Annotated in this window: 13 protein-coding genes; 6 read left to right on the top strand and 7 right to left on the bottom strand. The window is 66.3% G+C overall.

Annotated features, from left to right (window positions below; all coding sequences use genetic code 11):
* Together QNI11_RS21145 and QNI11_RS21140 are read left to right on the top strand one after the other, a co-directional pair.
* A complete protein-coding gene (locus QNI11_RS21145; protein ID WP_283981654.1) occupies positions 1 to 1,650 on the top strand; it encodes an ABC transporter ATP-binding protein in 1,650 nt (549 codons plus the stop codon).
* A gap of 108 nt (positions 1,651 to 1,758) precedes the next feature.
* Positions 1,759 to 3,309, top strand: coding sequence for an ABC transporter substrate-binding protein (locus QNI11_RS21140; protein WP_100928643.1), 1,551 nt, complete (start codon positions 1,759 to 1,761; stop codon positions 3,307 to 3,309).
* A gap of 215 nt (positions 3,310 to 3,524) precedes the next feature.
* Here QNI11_RS21140 and QNI11_RS21135 read toward each other — a convergent pair whose 3' ends face one another.
* Positions 3,525 to 5,009 carry an MORN repeat-containing protein gene (locus tag QNI11_RS21135; protein ID WP_283981653.1) on the bottom strand — a complete coding sequence of 495 codons (1,485 nt, stop codon included), beginning with the start codon at positions 5,007 to 5,009 and terminating at the stop codon, positions 3,525 to 3,527.
* A 145-nt stretch (positions 5,010 to 5,154) separates the two neighbouring features.
* On the opposite strand from QNI11_RS21135, the gene QNI11_RS21130 reads away from it, so the two are divergent.
* A complete protein-coding gene (locus QNI11_RS21130) occupies positions 5,155 to 6,813 on the top strand; it encodes an NAD+ synthase (RefSeq protein ID WP_283981652.1) in 1,659 nt (552 codons plus the stop codon).
* 80 nt (positions 6,814 to 6,893) lie between these two features.
* Here the strand turns inward: QNI11_RS21130 and QNI11_RS21125 are convergent, their stop codons facing one another.
* The 4 genes from QNI11_RS21125 to QNI11_RS21110 all read right to left on the bottom strand — a co-directional run bounded on the left by QNI11_RS21125 (position 6,894) and on the right by QNI11_RS21110 (position 9,493).
* Entirely contained in the window at positions 6,894 to 7,415 is a 522-nt protein-coding gene (locus tag QNI11_RS21125) for a PRC-barrel domain-containing protein (RefSeq protein ID WP_283981651.1), read from the bottom strand.
* A gap of 134 nt (positions 7,416 to 7,549) precedes the next feature.
* Positions 7,550 to 7,936, bottom strand: a complete 387-nt coding sequence (locus QNI11_RS21120; RefSeq protein WP_283981650.1) for a metallopeptidase family protein — start codon at positions 7,934 to 7,936, stop codon at positions 7,550 to 7,552.
* Between the two features lie 24 nt (positions 7,937 to 7,960).
* On the bottom strand, positions 7,961 to 8,488 hold the full coding sequence (gene thpR / locus QNI11_RS21115; RefSeq protein WP_283981649.1) for an RNA 2',3'-cyclic phosphodiesterase: 528 nt from the start codon (positions 8,486 to 8,488) through the stop codon (positions 7,961 to 7,963).
* Positions 8,489 to 8,551: 63 nt separating this feature from the next.
* Positions 8,552 to 9,493 (bottom strand): 1-phosphofructokinase family hexose kinase, encoded by a 942-nt coding sequence (locus tag QNI11_RS21110; protein ID WP_283981648.1) that lies wholly within the window; start codon positions 9,491 to 9,493, stop codon positions 8,552 to 8,554.
* 137 nt (positions 9,494 to 9,630) lie between these two features.
* Here QNI11_RS21110 and gltX point away from each other — a divergent pair, with 137 nt between their 5' ends.
* The 3 genes from gltX (at position 9,631) to QNI11_RS21095 (ending at position 15,029) form a co-directional block, all read left to right on the top strand.
* Positions 9,631 to 10,950: a glutamate--tRNA ligase gene (gene gltX / locus QNI11_RS21105; RefSeq protein ID WP_283981647.1), complete on the top strand. Its 1,320-nt coding sequence runs from the start codon at positions 9,631 to 9,633 to the stop codon at positions 10,948 to 10,950.
* A gap of 163 nt (positions 10,951 to 11,113) precedes the next feature.
* A complete protein-coding gene (gcvP, locus tag QNI11_RS21100; protein ID WP_283981646.1) occupies positions 11,114 to 13,957 on the top strand; it encodes an aminomethyl-transferring glycine dehydrogenase in 2,844 nt (947 codons plus the stop codon).
* A gap of 130 nt (positions 13,958 to 14,087) precedes the next feature.
* On the top strand, positions 14,088 to 15,029 hold the full coding sequence (locus QNI11_RS21095; protein ID WP_283981645.1) for an NAD(P)-dependent oxidoreductase: 942 nt from the start codon (positions 14,088 to 14,090) through the stop codon (positions 15,027 to 15,029).
* Here the strand turns inward: QNI11_RS21095 and QNI11_RS21090 are convergent.
* Together QNI11_RS21090 and QNI11_RS21085 are read right to left on the bottom strand one after the other, a co-directional pair.
* Positions 15,016 to 16,482, bottom strand: coding sequence for a UdgX family uracil-DNA binding protein (locus QNI11_RS21090; protein ID WP_283981644.1), 1,467 nt, complete (start codon positions 16,480 to 16,482; stop codon positions 15,016 to 15,018). The genes QNI11_RS21095 and QNI11_RS21090 overlap by 14 nt on opposite strands.
* A 1-nt stretch (position 16,483) precedes the next feature.
* Positions 16,484 to 17,719, bottom strand: a complete 1,236-nt coding sequence (locus tag QNI11_RS21085) for a putative DNA modification/repair radical SAM protein (protein WP_283981643.1) — start codon at positions 17,717 to 17,719, stop codon at positions 16,484 to 16,486.
* Positions 17,720 to 17,750 lie beyond the last annotated feature (31 nt).

Raw genomic sequence — 17,750 nt, 5'->3', positions numbered from 1 at the left:
ATGTCCGATCTGCTTGTCGAAATGCGCGATGTGCGGATCGAGGGGCGATCCGACGACACCTGGACCCCGATCATCAAGGGCGTGGACCTGACCCTGAAGAAGGGCGAGGTCCTTGGCCTGATCGGCGAATCGGGGGCGGGCAAGTCGACGCTGGGCCTTGCCGCCATGGGGTTCTGCCGCGACGGCGTGCGGATTTCCGGCGGATCGGTGACCTTCGACGGGATCGACCTGCTGGCGGCGAGCGCGGAGACCAAGCGCCAGCTACTGGGCAAGCGCATCGCCTACGTGGCGCAATCTGCCGCGGCCTCCTTCAACCCGGCGCACAAGCTGATCGACCAGCACACCGAGGCGCCCGTTCAGCACGGCGTCGCATCGAAGTCCGAAAGCGCCGAGGACGGGGTGGAGCTGTACCGGCGTCTGCGCCTGCCCAACCCCGAAGAGATCGGCTTTCGCTATCCGCACCAGGTGTCTGGCGGTCAGTTGCAGCGCGCGATGACGGCGATGGCCATGGCTTGTCGCCCCGACCTCATCATCTTCGACGAGCCGACGACGGCGCTTGACGTGACCACGCAGATCGAGGTGCTGGCCTCCATCCGCGACATCGTCGAGCAGTTCGACACGGCGGCGATCTACATCACGCACGACCTGGCCGTGGTGGCGCAGATGGCCGACCGCATCAAGGTTCTGCTGAAGGGTGACGAGGTCGAAGAGAACGAAACCCGCGAGATGCTGTCCCATCCCAAGGAAGACTACACCAAGAGCCTCTGGGCCGTGCGGGAGTTCGTGCGGCCGGCCAAGCCCGCGCCCGCGCTGGATGCGACGCCGGTGATCTCGGTGCAGGGCGTGACGGCGGCCTATGGCCAGATCGACGTGCTGCACGACGTCAGCTTTGACATCCACGCGGGCCGGACGGTTGCCGTGGTGGGCGAAAGCGGGTCGGGCAAGTCGACCACCGCGCGTTGCATCACCGGGCTTCTGCCGCCGCGCATCGGGCGGATCGAGCTGGACGGAGACGTGCTGCCCCCGGACTATCGCAAGCGGTCGCGCGACCAGTTGCGGCAGATCCAGATGATCTACCAGATGGCGGATACGGCACTGAATCCGCGCCAGACCATCGGCGAGATCATCGGGCGTCCGGTGGAGTTCTACATGGGCCTGCGCGGCCGGGCAAAACGCGACCGGGTGGCGGAGCTGATGGAACAGATCGAGCTGCCCGCGAAGCAGTACCTCCACCGCCTGCCGTCCGAGCTGTCGGGCGGGCAGAAACAGCGGATCGGGATCGCCCGCGCGCTGGCCGCCGAACCGAAGTTCATCATCTGTGACGAGGTGACAAGCGCGCTCGACCAGCTTGTGGCAGAGGGCATCCTGCGTCTGCTGGCGCGGTTGCAGGACGAACTGGGCCTGTCCTACATGTTCATCACCCACGACCTTGCGACCGTGCGCTCCATCGCCGACGAGGTGGTGGTGATGAAGGACGGCGAGGTGGTCGAGCAGGGCCCCAAGGCCGAGATGTTCAGGCCGCCGCACCATCCCTACACCGACCTCCTGCTGTCGTCGGTTCCGGAGATGGACCCGGACTGGCTGACGAACCTGCTGACGGAGCGTGGCGTGGACAACATCGGCGACGCCGCCGTGACCAGGATGGACTGACGGAAGGCGGGCATCGCTCGCGGGAAATTGCGTTTAAACTGCACGAAGAATCATTAAGTTCCCAACGGCCTCCGGGCTGCGGGGAGATAAAAACAGGGAGACGAAACAATGACACGTATCAGCAGACGCGGACTACTGACCACGGGTGCCGCTGCCGGTGTGCTGGCGGCCTCCGGCCTGCCCCTGCGCGCCCAGGCCAAGAAGGGCGGCCGCCTGCGGGCCGGCCTGTCCGGGGCCAACACCTCGGACAACTGGGACGGGCGGACACACTCCGACCTGTTCATGATCGCCTCCGCGCAGGGCGCGGTATTCGACAGCCTGACCGAGATCGCGCCGGACGGCTCGCTGCGCGGTGAACTGGCGACCGATTGGGAAGCGACGCCGGACGCGAAGACCTGGACGTTCAACCTGCGATCGGGCGTGACCTTCCACAACGGCAAGGCCTTCGGCGCGGACGACGTGATCGAGTCGCTGCAGATGCACATCGCGGAAGGCGCGAAGTCCGCCGCGAAGCCCATCGTCGAGCCCATCGTCGAGATGAAGAAGACCGGCGACCTGCAGGTGCAGCTGACGCTGGCCGAAGGCAACGCCGACCTGCCCTACCTGCTGTCGGACTACCACATCCTGATCTACCCGGCGGGCATGATCGAGGAGGCCATCGCCAAGGGCATCGGCACCGGCCTCTACCAGGTGCAGTCGTTCGAGCCGGGCGTGCGCTTTGTCGGCACCCGTTATCCCGATCACTACAAGGGTGACGAGGCGGGCTTCTTCGACGAGATCGAGTACATCGCGATCAACGACAACACCGCCCGCATGAACGCCCTGATGACCGGCCAGGTGGACGCCATCAACCGGATCGACTTCAAGACCGAGGCGCTCCTGAAGGCGAACCCGATGATCCGCATCCAGGAAGTGACGGGCAACCAGCACTACATCTTCCCGATGCTGACCAACCTGGCGCCCTACAGCGACGTCAACGTCCGCAAGGCGCTGAAGCACGGCATCAACCGCCAGGAGATGGTGGACAAGATCCTGCTGGGCCACGGCCAGGTGGGCAACGACAGCCCCATCGGCCCCGCCAACCAGTACTACCTCGAGATGGAGCAGCTGGCCTACGATCCCGACAAGGCGAAGTTCTACCTCAAGGAAGCCGGGATGGAGTCCATCGACATCGACCTCTCGGCGTCGTCGGCGGCGTTCGAGGGTGCGGTGGATGCGGCCCAGCTGTTCCAGGCCTCGGCCAAGGCGGGCGGCATCAACATCAACGTGGTGCAGGAACCGGCGGACGGCTACTGGTCGAACGTCTGGCTGAAGAAGCCGTTCTGTGCCTCCTACTGGTCGGGCCGCGCAACCGAGGATTGGATGTTCTCGACCGCCTACGCGGAAGGTGCGCCGTGGAACGACAGCCAGTGGGGTTCGGAAGACAGCGCCCGTTTCCAGGAGCTGCTCGTGAACGCCCGTGCCGAGCTCGATTCGGCGAAGCGCCGCGACATGTACGGCGAGATGCAGATGATCCTGCGCAACGAGGGCGGCGTGCTGGTGCCGATGTTCGCGAACTATGTCCAGGCGATCTCCAACAAGGTGGCGAGCCCGGACAAGGTCGGCAACCTCTGGCAGATGGACAACGCCCGCATGGCAGAGCGGTGGTGGATGGCCTGAGCCGTCACCCGGGCCGACAGCCTTTACCGGACCTACGGAACGCCCCGCCTTCGTGCGGGGCGTTTTCGTTTGGTTGCAGGGGCGTTTGAAGCGGAACCGCTAGGCTGCGTGATGCAGGTGAGGACGCCTCCGGCGGAGGTATTTTCGCCAAGATGAAGGGGCGGGCGGCGCCTGATGAGGGCGTCGGTGCGCGGTCGGTCCGTGCCGGTCGGGGATTACTCGCTGGCGGGCGGATCTTCGGGGGTGGTGGCGGTGTCTTCGGACCCGGGGGCATCCCCTGTCTCGGCGGTGCCGGGGGCGGGCGTGGTGGTGCTGTTGCGGGTCAGCGCGCCGCCGATCCATTCGCCGGTGGCCTGTTCGCCCGTCGCGTAGCGCATGGTGCCTTCGCCCTCGCGCTTGCCATTGCGGAACGAGCCTTCGTAGACGTCGCCGTTGGCGTAGGTGGCGACGCCCTCGCCGTTGATCTCGCCGTTGGCCCAGGCGCCGACGTAGCGGAAGCCGGTCGGCATGGTGATCGTGCCCTGGCCGTGGCGCAGCCCGTCGCGGAACTGTCCCTCGTAGACCGTGCCGTCCGGGTAGGTGGCGGTGCCCGCGCCGTGGCGTTCGCCGTCCTGCCATTCGCCCTCGTAGCGGTAGCCGTCGGGGTAGGTCATGATCCCGAAGCCGTCGTTGCGGGCGTTCACGAAATCGCCCTCGTAGCGCAGGCCGTTCGGATAGGTGGCGATGCCCTTGCCGTCGATCACGCCATCGACCCAGGTGCCTTCGTAGGTGGCGCCGTCGGGATAGGTGATCTTGCCGGTGCCGTTGGCGAGATCGCCGGTGAACTCACCCTCGTAGACCGAGCCGTCGGGGTAGGTGACCTTGCCCTGCCCCTCGATCTGGCCGGTGATCCAGTTGCCCTCGTAGCGGTAGCCGTCCTTGCCGATGAAGGTGCCGATGCCGTGGCGCTGGTCGTTGTTGAACTCGCCGTCGTAGACGTCGCCGGACACATAGGTGACCTTGCCCTGACCCTCGCGGCGGCCGTCGACCAGCGCACCTTCGTAGACGTCGCCGTTGGGCTGGGTGAGCTTGCCGTTGCCGTCGATCTGGCCGTCGCGCCAGGTGCCTTCGTAGATCAGGCCGTCGGGCATCTCGAGCTTGCCCATGCCGTCGCGTTCGCCGTTGGCCACGCGGCCTTCATAGACCGAGCCGTCGGGGTAGGTGATCCTTGCGGTGCCTTCCTTGACGCCGTTCACCCACTGGCCGTCGTAGACATAGCCGTTGGGCGCGGTCATCACGCCCTTGCCGTGGTGCAGCGCGTTGCGGAAGGCGCCCTCGTAGCGGACGCCGTTGGCGTAGGTTGCCACGCCCTGCCCGGTGATCTTGCCGTCGAGCCAGGAGCCTTCGTAGGTGCCGCCGTCGGCGAAGGTGATCTTGCCCATGCCCTCGGGTTTGCCCTTGGCGAACTGGCCTTCGTAGATCGAGCCGTTGGGAAAGCGGGCGACGCCCTCGCCGCGGATCTCGCCTTCCACCCATTCGCCGGTGTATTCGTAGCCGTTGGGCAGGCGGTAGGTGCCGCGCCCGTGCTGGAGCCCGTCGAGGAAGGTGCCTTCGTACACCCCGCCGTCGTCGTATTCCTTCGTCACCACGTCCTCTTGGGACATGGCGGCAGAGCCCAGTGCGAGGGCGCCCAGAACAGACAGAATGCGAACGGTTTTCATGGCCTTGCCGCCCCCTCCCAGCGGGTGATTGAGGTCCCCCGAGTGGTAAAGGACGCGATGCCCCGGGGCAATGTCTTTTGCCATGGTGCGCTTTTCACCACCGCAAGCTGCCGCTATGTGGAGGACGACGACGAAAGGATGCGCGATGACCGACCGGTTCCGCCTGACGATGGCACAGCTCAATCCCACCGTGGGGGATCTTGCCGGAAATGCCGCGAAGGCGCGTGCCGCGTGGGAGGAGGGGCGCGCGCAGGGCGCCGACCTCGTGGCGCTGCCCGAGATGTTCATCACCGGCTACCAGGCGCAGGACCTGATCGTGAAGCCGGCCTTCGTCAATGCCGCCGTGCGCGAGATCGAGGCGCTGGCAGAGGCCTGCGCGGACGGCCCCGCGCTGGCCATCGGCGGGCCCTGTCCCGAAGGCGCAAAGCTGCACAATTCCTACTACGTCCTTCAGGGCGGCAAGATCGCTGCCGTGACGCACAAGTATTTCCTGCCCAACTTCAACGTCTTCGACGAGGTGCGGCTGTTCTCGCGCGATCAGTTGCAGGGTCCGGTCAGCATCAACGGCGTGCGCGTCGGCATGCCGGTCTGCGAGGACGCATGGTATCCGGACGTGGTCGAGGCGATGGAGGAATCGGGTGCTGAGATCCTCGTGGTGCCGAACGGCTCGCCCTATTTCCGCAACAAGTATGAGACCCGCCTGAACAAGATGATCGCCCGGGTGATCGAATCCGGGCTGCCGCTGGCCTACCTGAACATGGTGGGCGGGCAGGACGACCAGGTGTTCGACGGCGGCTCCTTCGTGTTGAACCCGCACGCAAGGCTTGCCGTGCAGCTGCCGGTGTTCGAGGAGGTCACGACCACCGTCGATTTCGTCCGTGGCGACGAAGGCTGGAAGGCGGAGGAAGGCACATTCGTCACCCATCCCGGCGCGTGGGAGCAGGATTACAACGTCATGATCCTGGCCTTGCGCGACTATTGCCGCAAGACGGGATTCGGCAAGGTTCTGCTGGGCATGTCTGGGGGCGTCGATTCCGCCTTGGTTGCGACCATTGCCGTGGATGCGCTGGGGGCGGAGAACGTACGCTGCGTGATGCTGCCGTCCGAATACACCTCCGAACATTCGCTGGAAGACGCCAAGGCCTGCGCCAATGCGCTGGGCTGCCGGTACGATTTCGTGCCGATCAGCAAGGGGCGCGACGCGATCACCGAGACGCTGGCGCCGCTGTTCGAGGGCACCGAGCCCGACCTGACGGAGGAGAACATCCAGTCCCGCCTGCGCGGGCTCTTGCTGATGGCGCTGTCGAACAAGTTCGGGGAAATGCTGCTGACCACCGGCAACAAGTCCGAGGTCGCGGTGGGCTATGCCACGATCTACGGCGACATGGCGGGCGGCTACAATCCGATCAAGGATCTCTACAAGACGCGTGTGTTCGAGACCTGCCGCTGGCGGAACGCCAACCACCGCGGCTGGATGAAGGGCCCGGAGGGCGAGGTCATCCCGGAACGGATCATCACCAAGCCGCCCTCGGCGGAACTGCGCGAAGATCAGAAGGACAGCGACTCGCTGCCCGATTACCCGGTGCTTGACGCGATCCTCGACATTCTCGTGGATCAGGACGGGTCGGTGTCGGATTGCGTGGCCGCGGGCTATGCCCGAGAGGACGCCATGCGGGTCCAGCATCTGCTCTACATCAGCGAATACAAGCGGTTCCAGTCTGCGCCGGGCGCCCGGCTGACCAGCCGCGCCTTCTGGCTGGACCGCCGCTATCCTATCGTGAACCGCTGGCGGGACGAAGGTTAGGCCGCATCGCGCCCAGCCTGCGGATCGCGCATGAAAAAAGGGGCCCGCGATGGGCCCCTTTCTCATGGAATGGAACTGGATCAGTCCCAGAAACCTTCGTCGATGCCTTCCTTGGCTTCGAGGTCTTCCTCGTTCAGGCGCGTCACGACGGCGTAGGTCTTGTCGTCGACCGGCACGAGTTTCACGTCGGTCATTTCAAGCAGCACGTGCTTGTCACCGATGTCGAGGAAACCACCGACCTCGGCCACGACGCCGATCATCTGGCCGTTGGAGTCGAGCACGATGTCCTCGATCTCGCCGATGTCGTTCCAGTCGGCGCCAACCTCGGTGTACTGCATGTCCCAGGCAGAGCCTTCGTCCATGGCTTCGTTCATGGTGTAGATGTCACCGCCGGTGATGTCGCGGGTGCGGATCAGCTTGGCGCCGGAGTCCATGCCCGTGTCCATCGAGGAATCGGTGTTCGCGGTTGCGTCTGCTTCCTGCGTCATCGTCGTCTGATCGGTCGCCTGCGCTGCGTCGCCTTCTGCGTTCGTATGGCTTTCAGCGAAAGCGCCGGTTGCGGCCACGGTCAGGGCGAGTGCGGATGCGTAAAAAGTCTTCATGGTGTTGCTCCCATTGTCTTGCTTCTGGGGGGTCAACGGCTGTTACGGCGACACGTTCCACATTGTTTTCAAAGAAATTTTTTCGAAAAACATGGAACCATTTGCTAATTCTGCGCAAGAAATGCCGTGTTTCCCTACTCCCACCAGGGGTCGATCACCGCGATATCCTCGTCGGACCAGCCGAAGTGATGCGCGATCTCATGGACCACCACATGGGTGATGAGATCGGTCAGGTCGACCTGCCGTTCGCGCCACTCCTCAAGGATGGGCTTGCGGAACAGCCAGACTGTGTCGGGATAGGGGGAGGGGTAGGTGACCGACTTCTCGGTCAGCGGAATGCCTTCATAAAGGCCGGTCAGCTCCAGCGGGTCGTCGATGCCCATCTCTTCGAGGATGCGGCGGGGCGCCCAGTCTTCCACCCGCAGCACCACGTCCGCCGTGCCGGCGCGAAACGGCTCGGGCAGATCGTTCAGTGCGGCGCGGGCGATCTCGTAGAAGGTGTCGGCGTCTGTGCGGGTCATGGGCTGCAAATAGGCATCCGCGCGTCAGACCACCAGCGGGTAGACGGCCAGCGCCTCGTAAATCGCGCCGTCGCGGTGCAGGTGTGACCGGAACAGCCCGAAGGAAGTGGCGACCACCGGACCGACCGACGCCCCGGCCAGCACCGAAAGTGCGCCGGAGGCATCCGCACCGCCCTTCATCCGCGCCAGCGTCACGTGGGGACGGAAGCGGCGCCGTTCGACCGTCACCCCGGCGCTGCGCAGGCGGGAGCGTACCCTGTCGAACATCTCCGTCAGTGCCTTGTCGCCGTCCGCCTCGAGGCCCACGGCCTGACCGCTCTTGCCGCCGAACAGCGCGGCACCGGACAGGGTCAGGGGCACCGCCGGGGCGCGCAGGGTGGACAGCGCGTCATGCAGCGCCTCGACCGCCTCGTCGGGCTGGTCACCTAGGAAGGCCAGCGTCAGATGCAGGTTCTCTTCGGGTACGGGGCGTCCGACCGGCAGGCGTTCCTGAAGGGCAGTCAGCGGTCCGCGGGCCTCCGGGGGCAGGGAAAGGGCGATAAACAGGCGCATGAGGCCTTACCTGCCACGTTGACTCCCGCATGGCCATATTCCGGAATGGAAACGCTGTGTCCGTCAGAACTGGGTCAGGGTCGTCCGCGGCAGGAGGAGCTTGTAGTCCTCGGGCAGACAAAGCTGGGTGCCGGGGCTCATGACCGCCGCCGCCGCCGCTGCCGCTCCGCGACGCAGCGCCTCCGGTGCGGGGTGCCCCTGCGCGAGGCTCATGGTGAAGCCGCCGACGAAGCTGTCACCGGCACCGATGGCAGAGACGACGACATCGTTGGCGGCAGAGGTGTGCCACAGCCCGTCCGGTCCGGCCATGACCGATCCGTCCTTGCCGCGCGCGATGATCACGATCTCGGCCGCGCCGCGCTTGCGCAGGTTCTCCGCGTAGGCGGCACTTTCGGCGCGGGTCTCCAGCCTTTGGCCGGAGAGCGCCTTGGCCTCCGCACTGTCCATGCGCAGGACGTAAGGAGCGGGCTGCGGCGCAGTGGCCTGGTGTTCGAGATGCTCGCCCGAGGTGTCGAGGATCACCCGGCGGGTGCCCAGCCGGATGCAGGCGCGGGTGACGAATCCGGGCGCCGCCCCGGGCGGCATGCTGCCGGACAGGACGACGAAGGCGTCGGGGTCGCATTCGGTGTCGATGGTATCGAGCATGGCGTCGAGTTGCGACGTGCTCCAGGCCGGTCCGGGCAGCACGAAACGGTACTGGTCGCCGTTGGTGGCGTCGGTGACGGCAAAGCTCTGCCGCGTCTCGCCGGGGCCCTCGATCCGCAGCACGTCGAGGTGACGGGCGTGCAGCTCGCGCTCCAGCGCCGCGCCCGTCGGCCCGCCAAGCGCCACCAGCGCCCGGGCCTTGCCGCCCAGCTGGGTGATGGCGCGCGCCACGTTGACGCCGCCGCCGCCCGGTTCGACCGTGGGTTCGGTGCAGCGCAGCTTGACCCCGGGCGTGACATTCAGCGCCGAGGTGGCGACGTCGAGCGCGGGATTGAGCGTGACGGTCAGAACTTGGGACATGGACGGCCTTTCCTTTGCGGCCACCATGCCGCGCCGTGTCCGGGGGCGCAAAGCGGAAATGTCCCGCCGGACCCTGCCATACCTAGACAAAATGCCCTTTGTGTGAAAACACCGCGCCTCGTCAGGAGGCACCCATCATGACCGTCACCCGTTTCGCGCCCTCGCCCACCGGCTACATCCACGTCGGCAACCTGCGCACCGCCCTGTTCAACTTTCTGATCGCCCGCAAGAGCGGCGGCACCTTCGTCCTGCGGATCGACGACACCGATCCGGAGCGCTCGAAGGAGGCCTATGTCGACGCGCTGAAGCAGGACCTCGAATGGCTGGGGATCACCTGGGACCGGATCGAGCGCCAGTCGCTGCGGCTGGACCGCTACGCCGAGGCCGCGGACAAGCTGCGCGAGATGGGCCGTTTCTACGAGGCATGGGAAACCCCGACCGAGCTGGACCTGAAGCGCAAGAAGCAGCTCAACATGGGCAAGCCGCCGGTCTACGACCGCGCGGCCCTGGCGCTGTCTGAAGACGAGAAGGCAAAGATGCGGGCCGAGCGGGGCGACGGTGTCTGGCGCTTCAAGCTGATCCAGGAGCGGATCGAGTGGGAAGACGGCATCCTCGGCCCGATCTCCATCGACGCGGCGTCGGTGTCCGATCCGGTGCTGATCCGGGCCGACGGCCAGGTGCTGTACACCATCGCCTCCGTGGTCGATGACATGGAGATGGGGATCACCCACGTGGTGCGCGGCAACGACCACGTCACCAACACCGCGACGCAGATCCAGATCATCGAGGCGCTCGGTGGCACACCGCCGTCCTTTGCGCACCACTCGCTGCTGACCGGCCCGCAGGGCGAGGCCCTGTCCAAGCGGCTGGGCACGCTGGCGCTGCGCGACCTGTGCGAGGCGGGCGTGGAGCCGGAGGCGCTGCTGTCCCTGATGGCGCGGCTCGGGTCGTCGCAGCCCGTTGAGCTGCGCATGTCGATGGACGAGATCGCGGAGGGTTTCGACTTGTCGCAGTTCAGCTCTGCGCCGACGAAGTTCGACGTCGAGGACCTGTACCCGCTGACCGCCAGGAAGATGCACGCGCTGCCGTTCGAGGCGGTGGCCGACGAGGTGCGCGCGCTGGGTGTGCCCGACGACAAGGCCGCACTCTTCTGGCAGGTCGTGCGCGAGAACATCACCACCCGCAAGGACATGCCCGGCTGGTGGGCGTTGTTCCGCGACGGGGCCACGCCGCTGGTGGCCGACGAGGACAAGGACTTCGTCGCGCAGGCCTTTGGCATGCTGGGCGAACCGCCCTACGGTCCCGAGACCTGGAGCCAGTGGACCGGTGCCGTGAAGGAGGCCACCGGCCGCAAGGGCAAGGGCCTGTTCATGCCGCTGCGCAAGGCGGTCACGGGTCTGGAGCGCGGGCCGGAAATGGCTGACGTGATGCAGCTTTTGCAGAAGCGTCCGGGCTAAGACTTTCGGATGAATTTCTCCGTCGCAGGGCCTGTAAGTCCCTGCGGCGACTATGCTAGGTTTCCTATCGGAAACGCCCGAGTCCTGCGGGACTCCGGCGTCGCGACACATGGGGCGGGCGCAGGGAGCGCGCCGTCCCGCAAGACGCGGATGGAGACGACGCATGACCTACGATCCGATCGACTACCTGCCTTACGACTTCGCCAACCGGCGCCATATCGGCCCTTCGCCGGAAGAGATGGCGCAGATGTTCTCGGCCCTGGGTGTCGACGACCTCGACCAGCTGATCGCCGAGACGGTGCCCGAGGACATCCGCTGGGATGGTGAACTGGACTTCGGCAAGGCGCTGTCGGAACGAGAGCTGATCCACCGCATGCGCGAGGTCGCGCAGAAGAACAAGGTGCTGACCTCGCTGATCGGTCAGGGCTACCACGGCACGATCACGCCCCCGGCGATCCAGCGCAACATCCTGGAGAACCCGGCGTGGTACACGGCTTACACGCCCTACCAGCCCGAGATTTCGCAGGGCAGGCTCGAGGCGCTCCTGAACTTCCAGACGATGATCTGTGACCTGACCGGGCTCGAGATCGCCAACGCCTCGCTTCTGGACGAGGCGACCGCCTGCGCCGAGGCGATGACCATGGCGCAGCGCGTGGCGAAGTCGAAGGCACAGACCTTCTTCGTCGACGAGAACTGCCATCCGCAGAACATCGCGGTGATGAAGACCCGCGCGGAACCCTTGGGAATCGAGGTCGTCGTCGGCGCGCCGGAGGAACTGGAGGCCGACAAGGTGTTCGGCGCGATCTTCCAGTACCCGGGCACGTTCGGCCACGTACGCGACCTGAGCGACCAGATGGCCGCCCTGCACGAGGCGCAGGCCGTGGGCATCGTCAGCGCCGATCCGATGGCGCTCTGCCTGCTGAAGGAGCCGGCTGCCATGGGTGCCGACATCGCCGTGGGGTCGACCCAGCGGTTCGGCGTGCCCGTGGGCTATGGCGGCCCGCATGCCGCCTACATGGCCTGCAAGGACGACATGAAGCGGGCGATGCCCGGTCGGATCGTCGGGGTGTCGGTGGACAGCCACGGCAACCGCGCCTACCGCCTGTCGCTGCAGACCCGGGAACAGCACATCCGCCGCGAGAAGGCGACGTCGAACGTCTGTACCGCGCAGGCGCTGCTGGCGGTCATGGCCTCGTTCTACGCGGTTTTCCACGGGCCGAAGGGGTTGCGCGCCATCGCCCAGCGGATCCACCGCAAGACGGTGCGGATGGTGAAAGGGCTGGAAGCCGCGGGCTTCAAGGTGGAGCCCGACGTCTACTTCGACACGGTGACGGTGGACGTGGGTCTCCTGCAGCGCGGCGTCCTGCAGGCGGCGGTCCAGCAGGGCCTGAACCTGCGCCGGGTCGGCAAGACCAAGGTGGGCATCACGCTGGACGAACGCACCCGCCCGCAGACCATCGAAGCCGTCTGGCGGGCCTTCGGCCTTGTCCGCAAGGATGACCCTGCAGAATCCGAATACCGCCTGCCGGAGGACTTGGTGCGCACGACGCCCTACCTTCAGCACGAGGTCTTCCACATGAACCGGGCGGAGACCGAGATGATGCGCTACATGCGCCGTCTTGCCGACCGGGACCTCGCTCTGGACCGCGCGATGATCCCGCTCGGCTCCTGCACCATGAAGCTGAACGCGGCGGTCGAAATGATGCCGGTGTCGTGGCGCGAATTCTCGATGATCCACCCCTATGCGCCCAAGGATCAGGCGAAGGGGTATTCGGAACTGATCGGCGATCTCAGCGACAAGCTGTGCCAGATCACCGGCTACGACGCGATCTCGATGCAGCCGAACTCCGGCGCGCAGGGAGAATACGCGGGCCTGCTGACGATCCGCGACTGGCAGCGCGCGCGGGGCGAAGGGCAGCGCAACGTCTGCCTGATCCCGGTCAACGCGCATGGCACCAACCCGGCCTCGGCCCAGATGGTCGGCTGGAAGGTCGTCGCGGTGAAGTGCGATGGCAAGGGCTCCATCGACCTCGAGGATTTCCGCGCCAAGGCGGAAAAGCACTCCGACGCGCTGGCGGCCTGCATGATCACCTACCCCTCCACCCACGGCGTGTTCGAGCGCACGGTGAAGGAGGTTTGCGCGATCACCCATGAGCACGGCGGGCAGGTCTACATCGACGGGGCGAACATGAACGCCATGGTCGGCCTGTCGCGGCCCGGCGATCTGGGCGGCGACGTGAGCCACCTGAACCTGCACAAGACCTTCTGCATTCCGCATGGCGGCGGCGGCCCCGGCATGGGTCCGATCGGCGTGAAGGCGCACCTCGCGCCGCATCTGCCGGGCGATCCGAACGGCGGCAATGGCGCGGTCAGCGCGGCGGCCTTCGGTTCGCCGTCGCTTCTGCCGATCTCCTGGGCGTATTGCCTGATGATGGGCGGCAAGGGCCTGACGCAGGCGACGCGCGTCGCGATCCTGAACGCGAACTACATCGCCAAGCGGCTGGATGGCGCCTTCGACGTGCTTTACCGCGGCGACAAGGGCTGGGTCGCGCATGAGTGCATCCTCGACGTCCGCCCGTTCGAGAAGAGCGCCGGCGTCACGGTGGAGGACATTGCCAAGCGCCTCGTCGATGCCGGGTTCCACGCGCCGACCATGAGCTGGCCGGTGGCGGGGACGCTGATGGTGGAGCCGACGGAATCGGAGACCAAGGCCGAGCTCGACCGCTTCTGCGACGCGATGCTGGCGATCCGCGAGGAGATCCGCGCCATCGAGAACGGCGACATCGACCGCGACATGAACCCGTTGAAGATGGCTCCGCACACGATGGAGGACCTCGTCCGCGACTGGGACCGTCCCTACACGCGCGAACAGGGCTGCTTCCCTCCGGGGGCTTTCCGGGTCGACAAGTACTGGCCGCCGGTCAACCGCGTCGACAACGTCTATGGCGACCGCCACCTGATCTGCACCTGCCCGCCGATGGAAGAGATCGCCGAGGCGGCGGAGTAGACCGCAGGAAAATGCAGGCCCTGTGCCGGCACGGCTTTACGCGCCGGCCCCGGGCGGATCACAGTGAGACACGGGAATCGGCCGGGTCGTGAACACATCCCGGCCCGGTTCTTCGATGGGGGGTCTCAGCTTGAAAGTCGGGTTCATCGGTCTGGGCAACGTCGGCGGCAAGCTGGCGGGCAGCCTTTTGCGCAACGGCACCGACCTCTTGGTGCACGATCTGGACGCGGACCTTGTCGAGGGGTTCGTGGCGCGCGGCGCCAAGGCCGGAGAAGACCCGGCCGCGATGATGCGCGCCTGCGACGTGGTCATCACCTGCCTGCCCTCGCCCGCCGCGTCAGACGCCGTGGTCACGCAGATGATCCCCCACATGGGGCCGGGCAAGACCTGGATGGAGATGTCGACCACCGATGCCGACGAGGTCATCCGCCTTGGCGCGCTGGTCGCGGCCACGGGCGGGCTGGCGGTGGAATGCCCCGTCTCCGGCGGCTGTCACCGGGCAGACACCGGCAACATCTCGATCTTCGCGGGGGGAGAGCGCGCGGGGGTGGAGCACGTGCTGCCGCTGCTCAGGCACCTCGGGCGGCGTATCCTGCATACCGGACCGCTGGGATCGGCGTCCAAGCTGAAGGTGATGACCAACTACCTTGCGACGGTGAATCTGCTGTCGCTGTGCGAGGCGCTGACCACGATGAAGGCGGCGGGGATCGACCTTGCCACGACCTACGAGGCGATCCGCATCAGCTCCGGCACGTCCTTCGTTCACGAAACCGAAAGCCAGCTGATCCTGTCGGGATCGCGCGATGTGAACTTCACCATGGACCTCGTGCAGAAGGACATCGGTCTGTTCCAGAAGTTCGCCGACCAAGGCGGTGTGCCGCTGGAGATCTCGCCGCTCATCATCGACATCATGTCCGACGGGCAGCGGCGCTATGGGATGCGGGCGCAGTCCGACCGGATCATCGAGCGGTTGGAAGAGGCGACGGGCCTCAGCATTCTCGCCGACGGCTTCCCGACGGAACTGGTGGACACGGAACCGGAGGAACCGGGGTACGAGGTCACGCGCGGCTAGCCGGAGACCCTGCGAGCCGGTCAGGCGCGTCCCCGGCCAGCCAGCGGGCCGCAAGTGCGAGGTCGGTCTGGAACCGGGACATTTCCTCAGCACGCAGCCTGTCGTCCGGCAGGCGCAGGATGTAGCTGGAGTGCACGGTGACGAGGATCGGCGTGCCCTCCGGCGTCTGTTCGAACCGGCCCCGGCGCTTCAGCAGGTCCTCGCGCGATCCGGTCAGGCTTTCCAGCGCGGTGCCGCCCATGGCCACGATCAGCCGCGGCGCAACGCGCTGGATCTCGAGGTCGAGCCACCACTTGCAGTGCGCGATCTCGTTCCTGTCCGGGTTCTGGTGCAACCGCCGCTTGCCGCGCGGCCGGAACTTGAAGTGCTTCACCGCATTGGTGACAAACGCTTCCTGCCGCTGGATGCCTTTCACCTGCAGCGCCGTGTCGAACACCTGTCCAGCGGGCCCCGTGAACGGACGCCCGGTCAGATCTTCGGTATCGCCGGGCTGTTCGCCGACAAACATCAGTGCGGCATCTTCCGGCCCCTCGCCCGCGACCGGCTGCGTGGCATGTTCCCACAGCGGACAGCGGCGACAGCCCTTCAGCGCAGTGAGAAACGCGTCCTGCGAGTCGAGCTTTGCCGCCTGTTCGGCGCGCAGCCGGTCGAGGATCGGCGCAGCGCGTGCCGGGGCCAGCGTCGGCGCGTTGGCCGCCATCTCTGCCGCGCGGGCGTCGGCCTGCGCCAGAAGCTCGGGGATCAGCTGCGCTTCGGGCATGTTCTTCCAGTACTTCTTGGGCATCTCCGCCTGCATGGCCTTCGGCTTCACCCGCGCCGGGTTGAAGATCGACCGGAAGTAGGTCCGCCAAAGGTCCTCGGTCGCATCCTCGGGGAAGGGCGGTTTCGGCGCGCCCTCCGCAAAGGTCAGGTCGCCATCGAAATGCGCCGTCAGATCAGGTGTGTAGATCGACCAGTCCATGTCCCCGAACCGCCTCGCAAAGAACGGCGCCGTGGGTTCGAGGATGAAATGCGTTGGCTCGAACCATGCGGCAAAGGCGCGGCGGTTGGCGCGCGGGTCGCCCAGTTCGCGGAAGCGCACGAAGGCGGTCATCTTGTGCTTGTCGCGCGAGACCTCCTTTGCCATGGCGTTCAGCCGCTCGACCCGCGGGTCGGCGCGGTCCTCCAGCAGGTGTTTGTCGGTCTGAAGGGCGTGCAGCATGGCATAGAGCCGCGTGAACCGCTGGGGGTCGCGGTGCCAGACGGCCAGCTTCGCCAGCGGCAGGAAGGCTTTCGGGACGGTGATCTGACCCTTCACCGCGGGCAGAGGCGTGTCGCCACCGAACAGGTCGCCCTCCTGTGGCCCGTGCGACCAGAGGATGCCCTCCGGCGGAGTTCCGGCAGACAGAAGTGCACGGGCGGCATCGCGCCACGCGTCGAAGGTCCCGATCCGGGGCAGGGTGACGCTGTGCATCTCAGAACAGCGATAGCTGCGTGGGCGGCGGCGCAAAGCGGGCCCGCAGGTCGGCGGTGTCGGTCAGCGTGCGCGGCGTCCAGTCGAGCGCATGGATGAACGGCTTCGCGTTCTTCAGGTTGGCCCCCATGCGCCTGAGGTCGTCGTAGCGCAGGGTGCGGTGGCGGCGCGCGTTCAGGATGCGGCCCACGGTCTTTGTCCCGAACCCCGGCACCCGCAACAGCACCTCGCGCGGGGCGCGGTTGACGTCCACCGGGAAGACATGGCGATTGGCCAACGCCCAGGCCAGCTTTGGGTCGATCTGCAGGTCGAGGTTGCCGTCCACCCGGTTGGCGGTGATCTCGGACACGTCGAAGCCGTAGAACCGCATCAGCCAGTCGGCCTGGTACAGGCGGTGCTCCCGGATCAGCGGCGGTTTGATCAGGGGCAGCTTCGCGGCGGCGTCCGGGATCGGCGAGAAGGCCGAGTAATAGACCCGCTTCAGCCGGTAGGAACTGTACAGCCGGGTGGAGCTTTGCAGGATCGTCGCATCGCTTGCCCCGTCCGCGCCGACGATCATCTGGGTCGACTGCCCGGCTGGGGCGAACTTTGGCGCGCGGCGTCCGGTGTGGGTGCGCTCGTTGGCGGTTTCCTTCAGCACGCGCACATCGGCCATGGCGCGGCGGATCTGGTCGGGGTCCTTCTCCGGCGCGTAGTCCTTCACCGCGCGGTCTGTCGGCAGTTCGACGTTGATCGACAGGCGGTCGGCGTGAAGGCCGGCCTCCTCGATCAGCTTCGGATCGGCGTCGGGAATGGTCTTGAGGTGGATGTAGCCGCGGAAATGGTGATCCATCCGCAGCCCGCGCGCAATGCGCACCATGTCCGCCATGGTGTCGTCGGGCGACCGGATGATCCCGGACGACAGGAACAGGCCCTCGATGTAGTTGCGGCGGTAGAACTCCAGCGTCAGTTGGATGACCTCTTCCGGCGAAAAGCGCGCCCGCTCGACGTTGCTGCTGACTCGGTTCACGCAATAGGCGCAGTCGTAGATGCAGAAGTTGGTCATCAGGATCTTGAGCAGGCTGATGCACCGCCCGTCCGGCGCATAGGCATGACAGATGCCCGACCCCGTGGTGCTGCCGATGCCCTTGCCATCGCGGGAATCGCGCTTCTGCCCCCCGCTCGACGCGCAGGAGGCATCGTATTTCGCAGCGTCCGACAGGATCGCCAGTTTCTGATCGAGCGTTTTTCCAGCCATGATGTTCATCATACGTTCACCTTTTGGGGTG

The organism is Sagittula sp. MA-2, assembly GCF_030126985.1.
GTDB lineage: Bacteria > Pseudomonadota > Alphaproteobacteria > Rhodobacterales > Rhodobacteraceae > Sagittula.
The sequence above is the reverse complement of the archived record's forward strand: the minus strand, read 5'-3'. Positions and strand labels throughout refer to the sequence as shown.

Coding starts and splice junctions, on each gene's coding strand:
- QNI11_RS21110 (WP_283981648.1), bottom strand. CDS start 9,493: ATGTCCCAAGTTCTGACCGTCACGCTCAATCCCGCGCTCGACGTCGCC.
- QNI11_RS21145 (WP_283981654.1), top strand. CDS start 1: ATGTCCGATCTGCTTGTCGAAATGCGCGATGTGCGGATCGAGGGGCGA.
- gcvP (WP_283981646.1), top strand. CDS start 11,114: ATGACCTACGATCCGATCGACTACCTGCCTTACGACTTCGCCAACCGG.
- QNI11_RS21125 (WP_283981651.1), bottom strand. CDS start 7,415: ATGAAGACTTTTTACGCATCCGCACTCGCCCTGACCGTGGCCGCAACC.
- QNI11_RS21085 (WP_283981643.1), bottom strand. CDS start 17,719: ATGGCTGGAAAAACGCTCGATCAGAAACTGGCGATCCTGTCGGACGCT.
- thpR (WP_283981649.1), bottom strand. CDS start 8,488: ATGCGCCTGTTTATCGCCCTTTCCCTGCCCCCGGAGGCCCGCGGACCG.
- QNI11_RS21135 (WP_283981653.1), bottom strand. CDS start 5,009: ATGAAAACCGTTCGCATTCTGTCTGTTCTGGGCGCCCTCGCACTGGGC.
- QNI11_RS21140 (WP_100928643.1), top strand. CDS start 1,759: ATGACACGTATCAGCAGACGCGGACTACTGACCACGGGTGCCGCTGCC.
- QNI11_RS21090 (WP_283981644.1), bottom strand. CDS start 16,482: ATGCACAGCGTCACCCTGCCCCGGATCGGGACCTTCGACGCGTGGCGC.
- QNI11_RS21120 (WP_283981650.1), bottom strand. CDS start 7,936: ATGACCCGCACAGACGCCGACACCTTCTACGAGATCGCCCGCGCCGCA.
- gltX (WP_283981647.1), top strand. CDS start 9,631: ATGACCGTCACCCGTTTCGCGCCCTCGCCCACCGGCTACATCCACGTC.
- QNI11_RS21130 (WP_283981652.1), top strand. CDS start 5,155: ATGACCGACCGGTTCCGCCTGACGATGGCACAGCTCAATCCCACCGTG.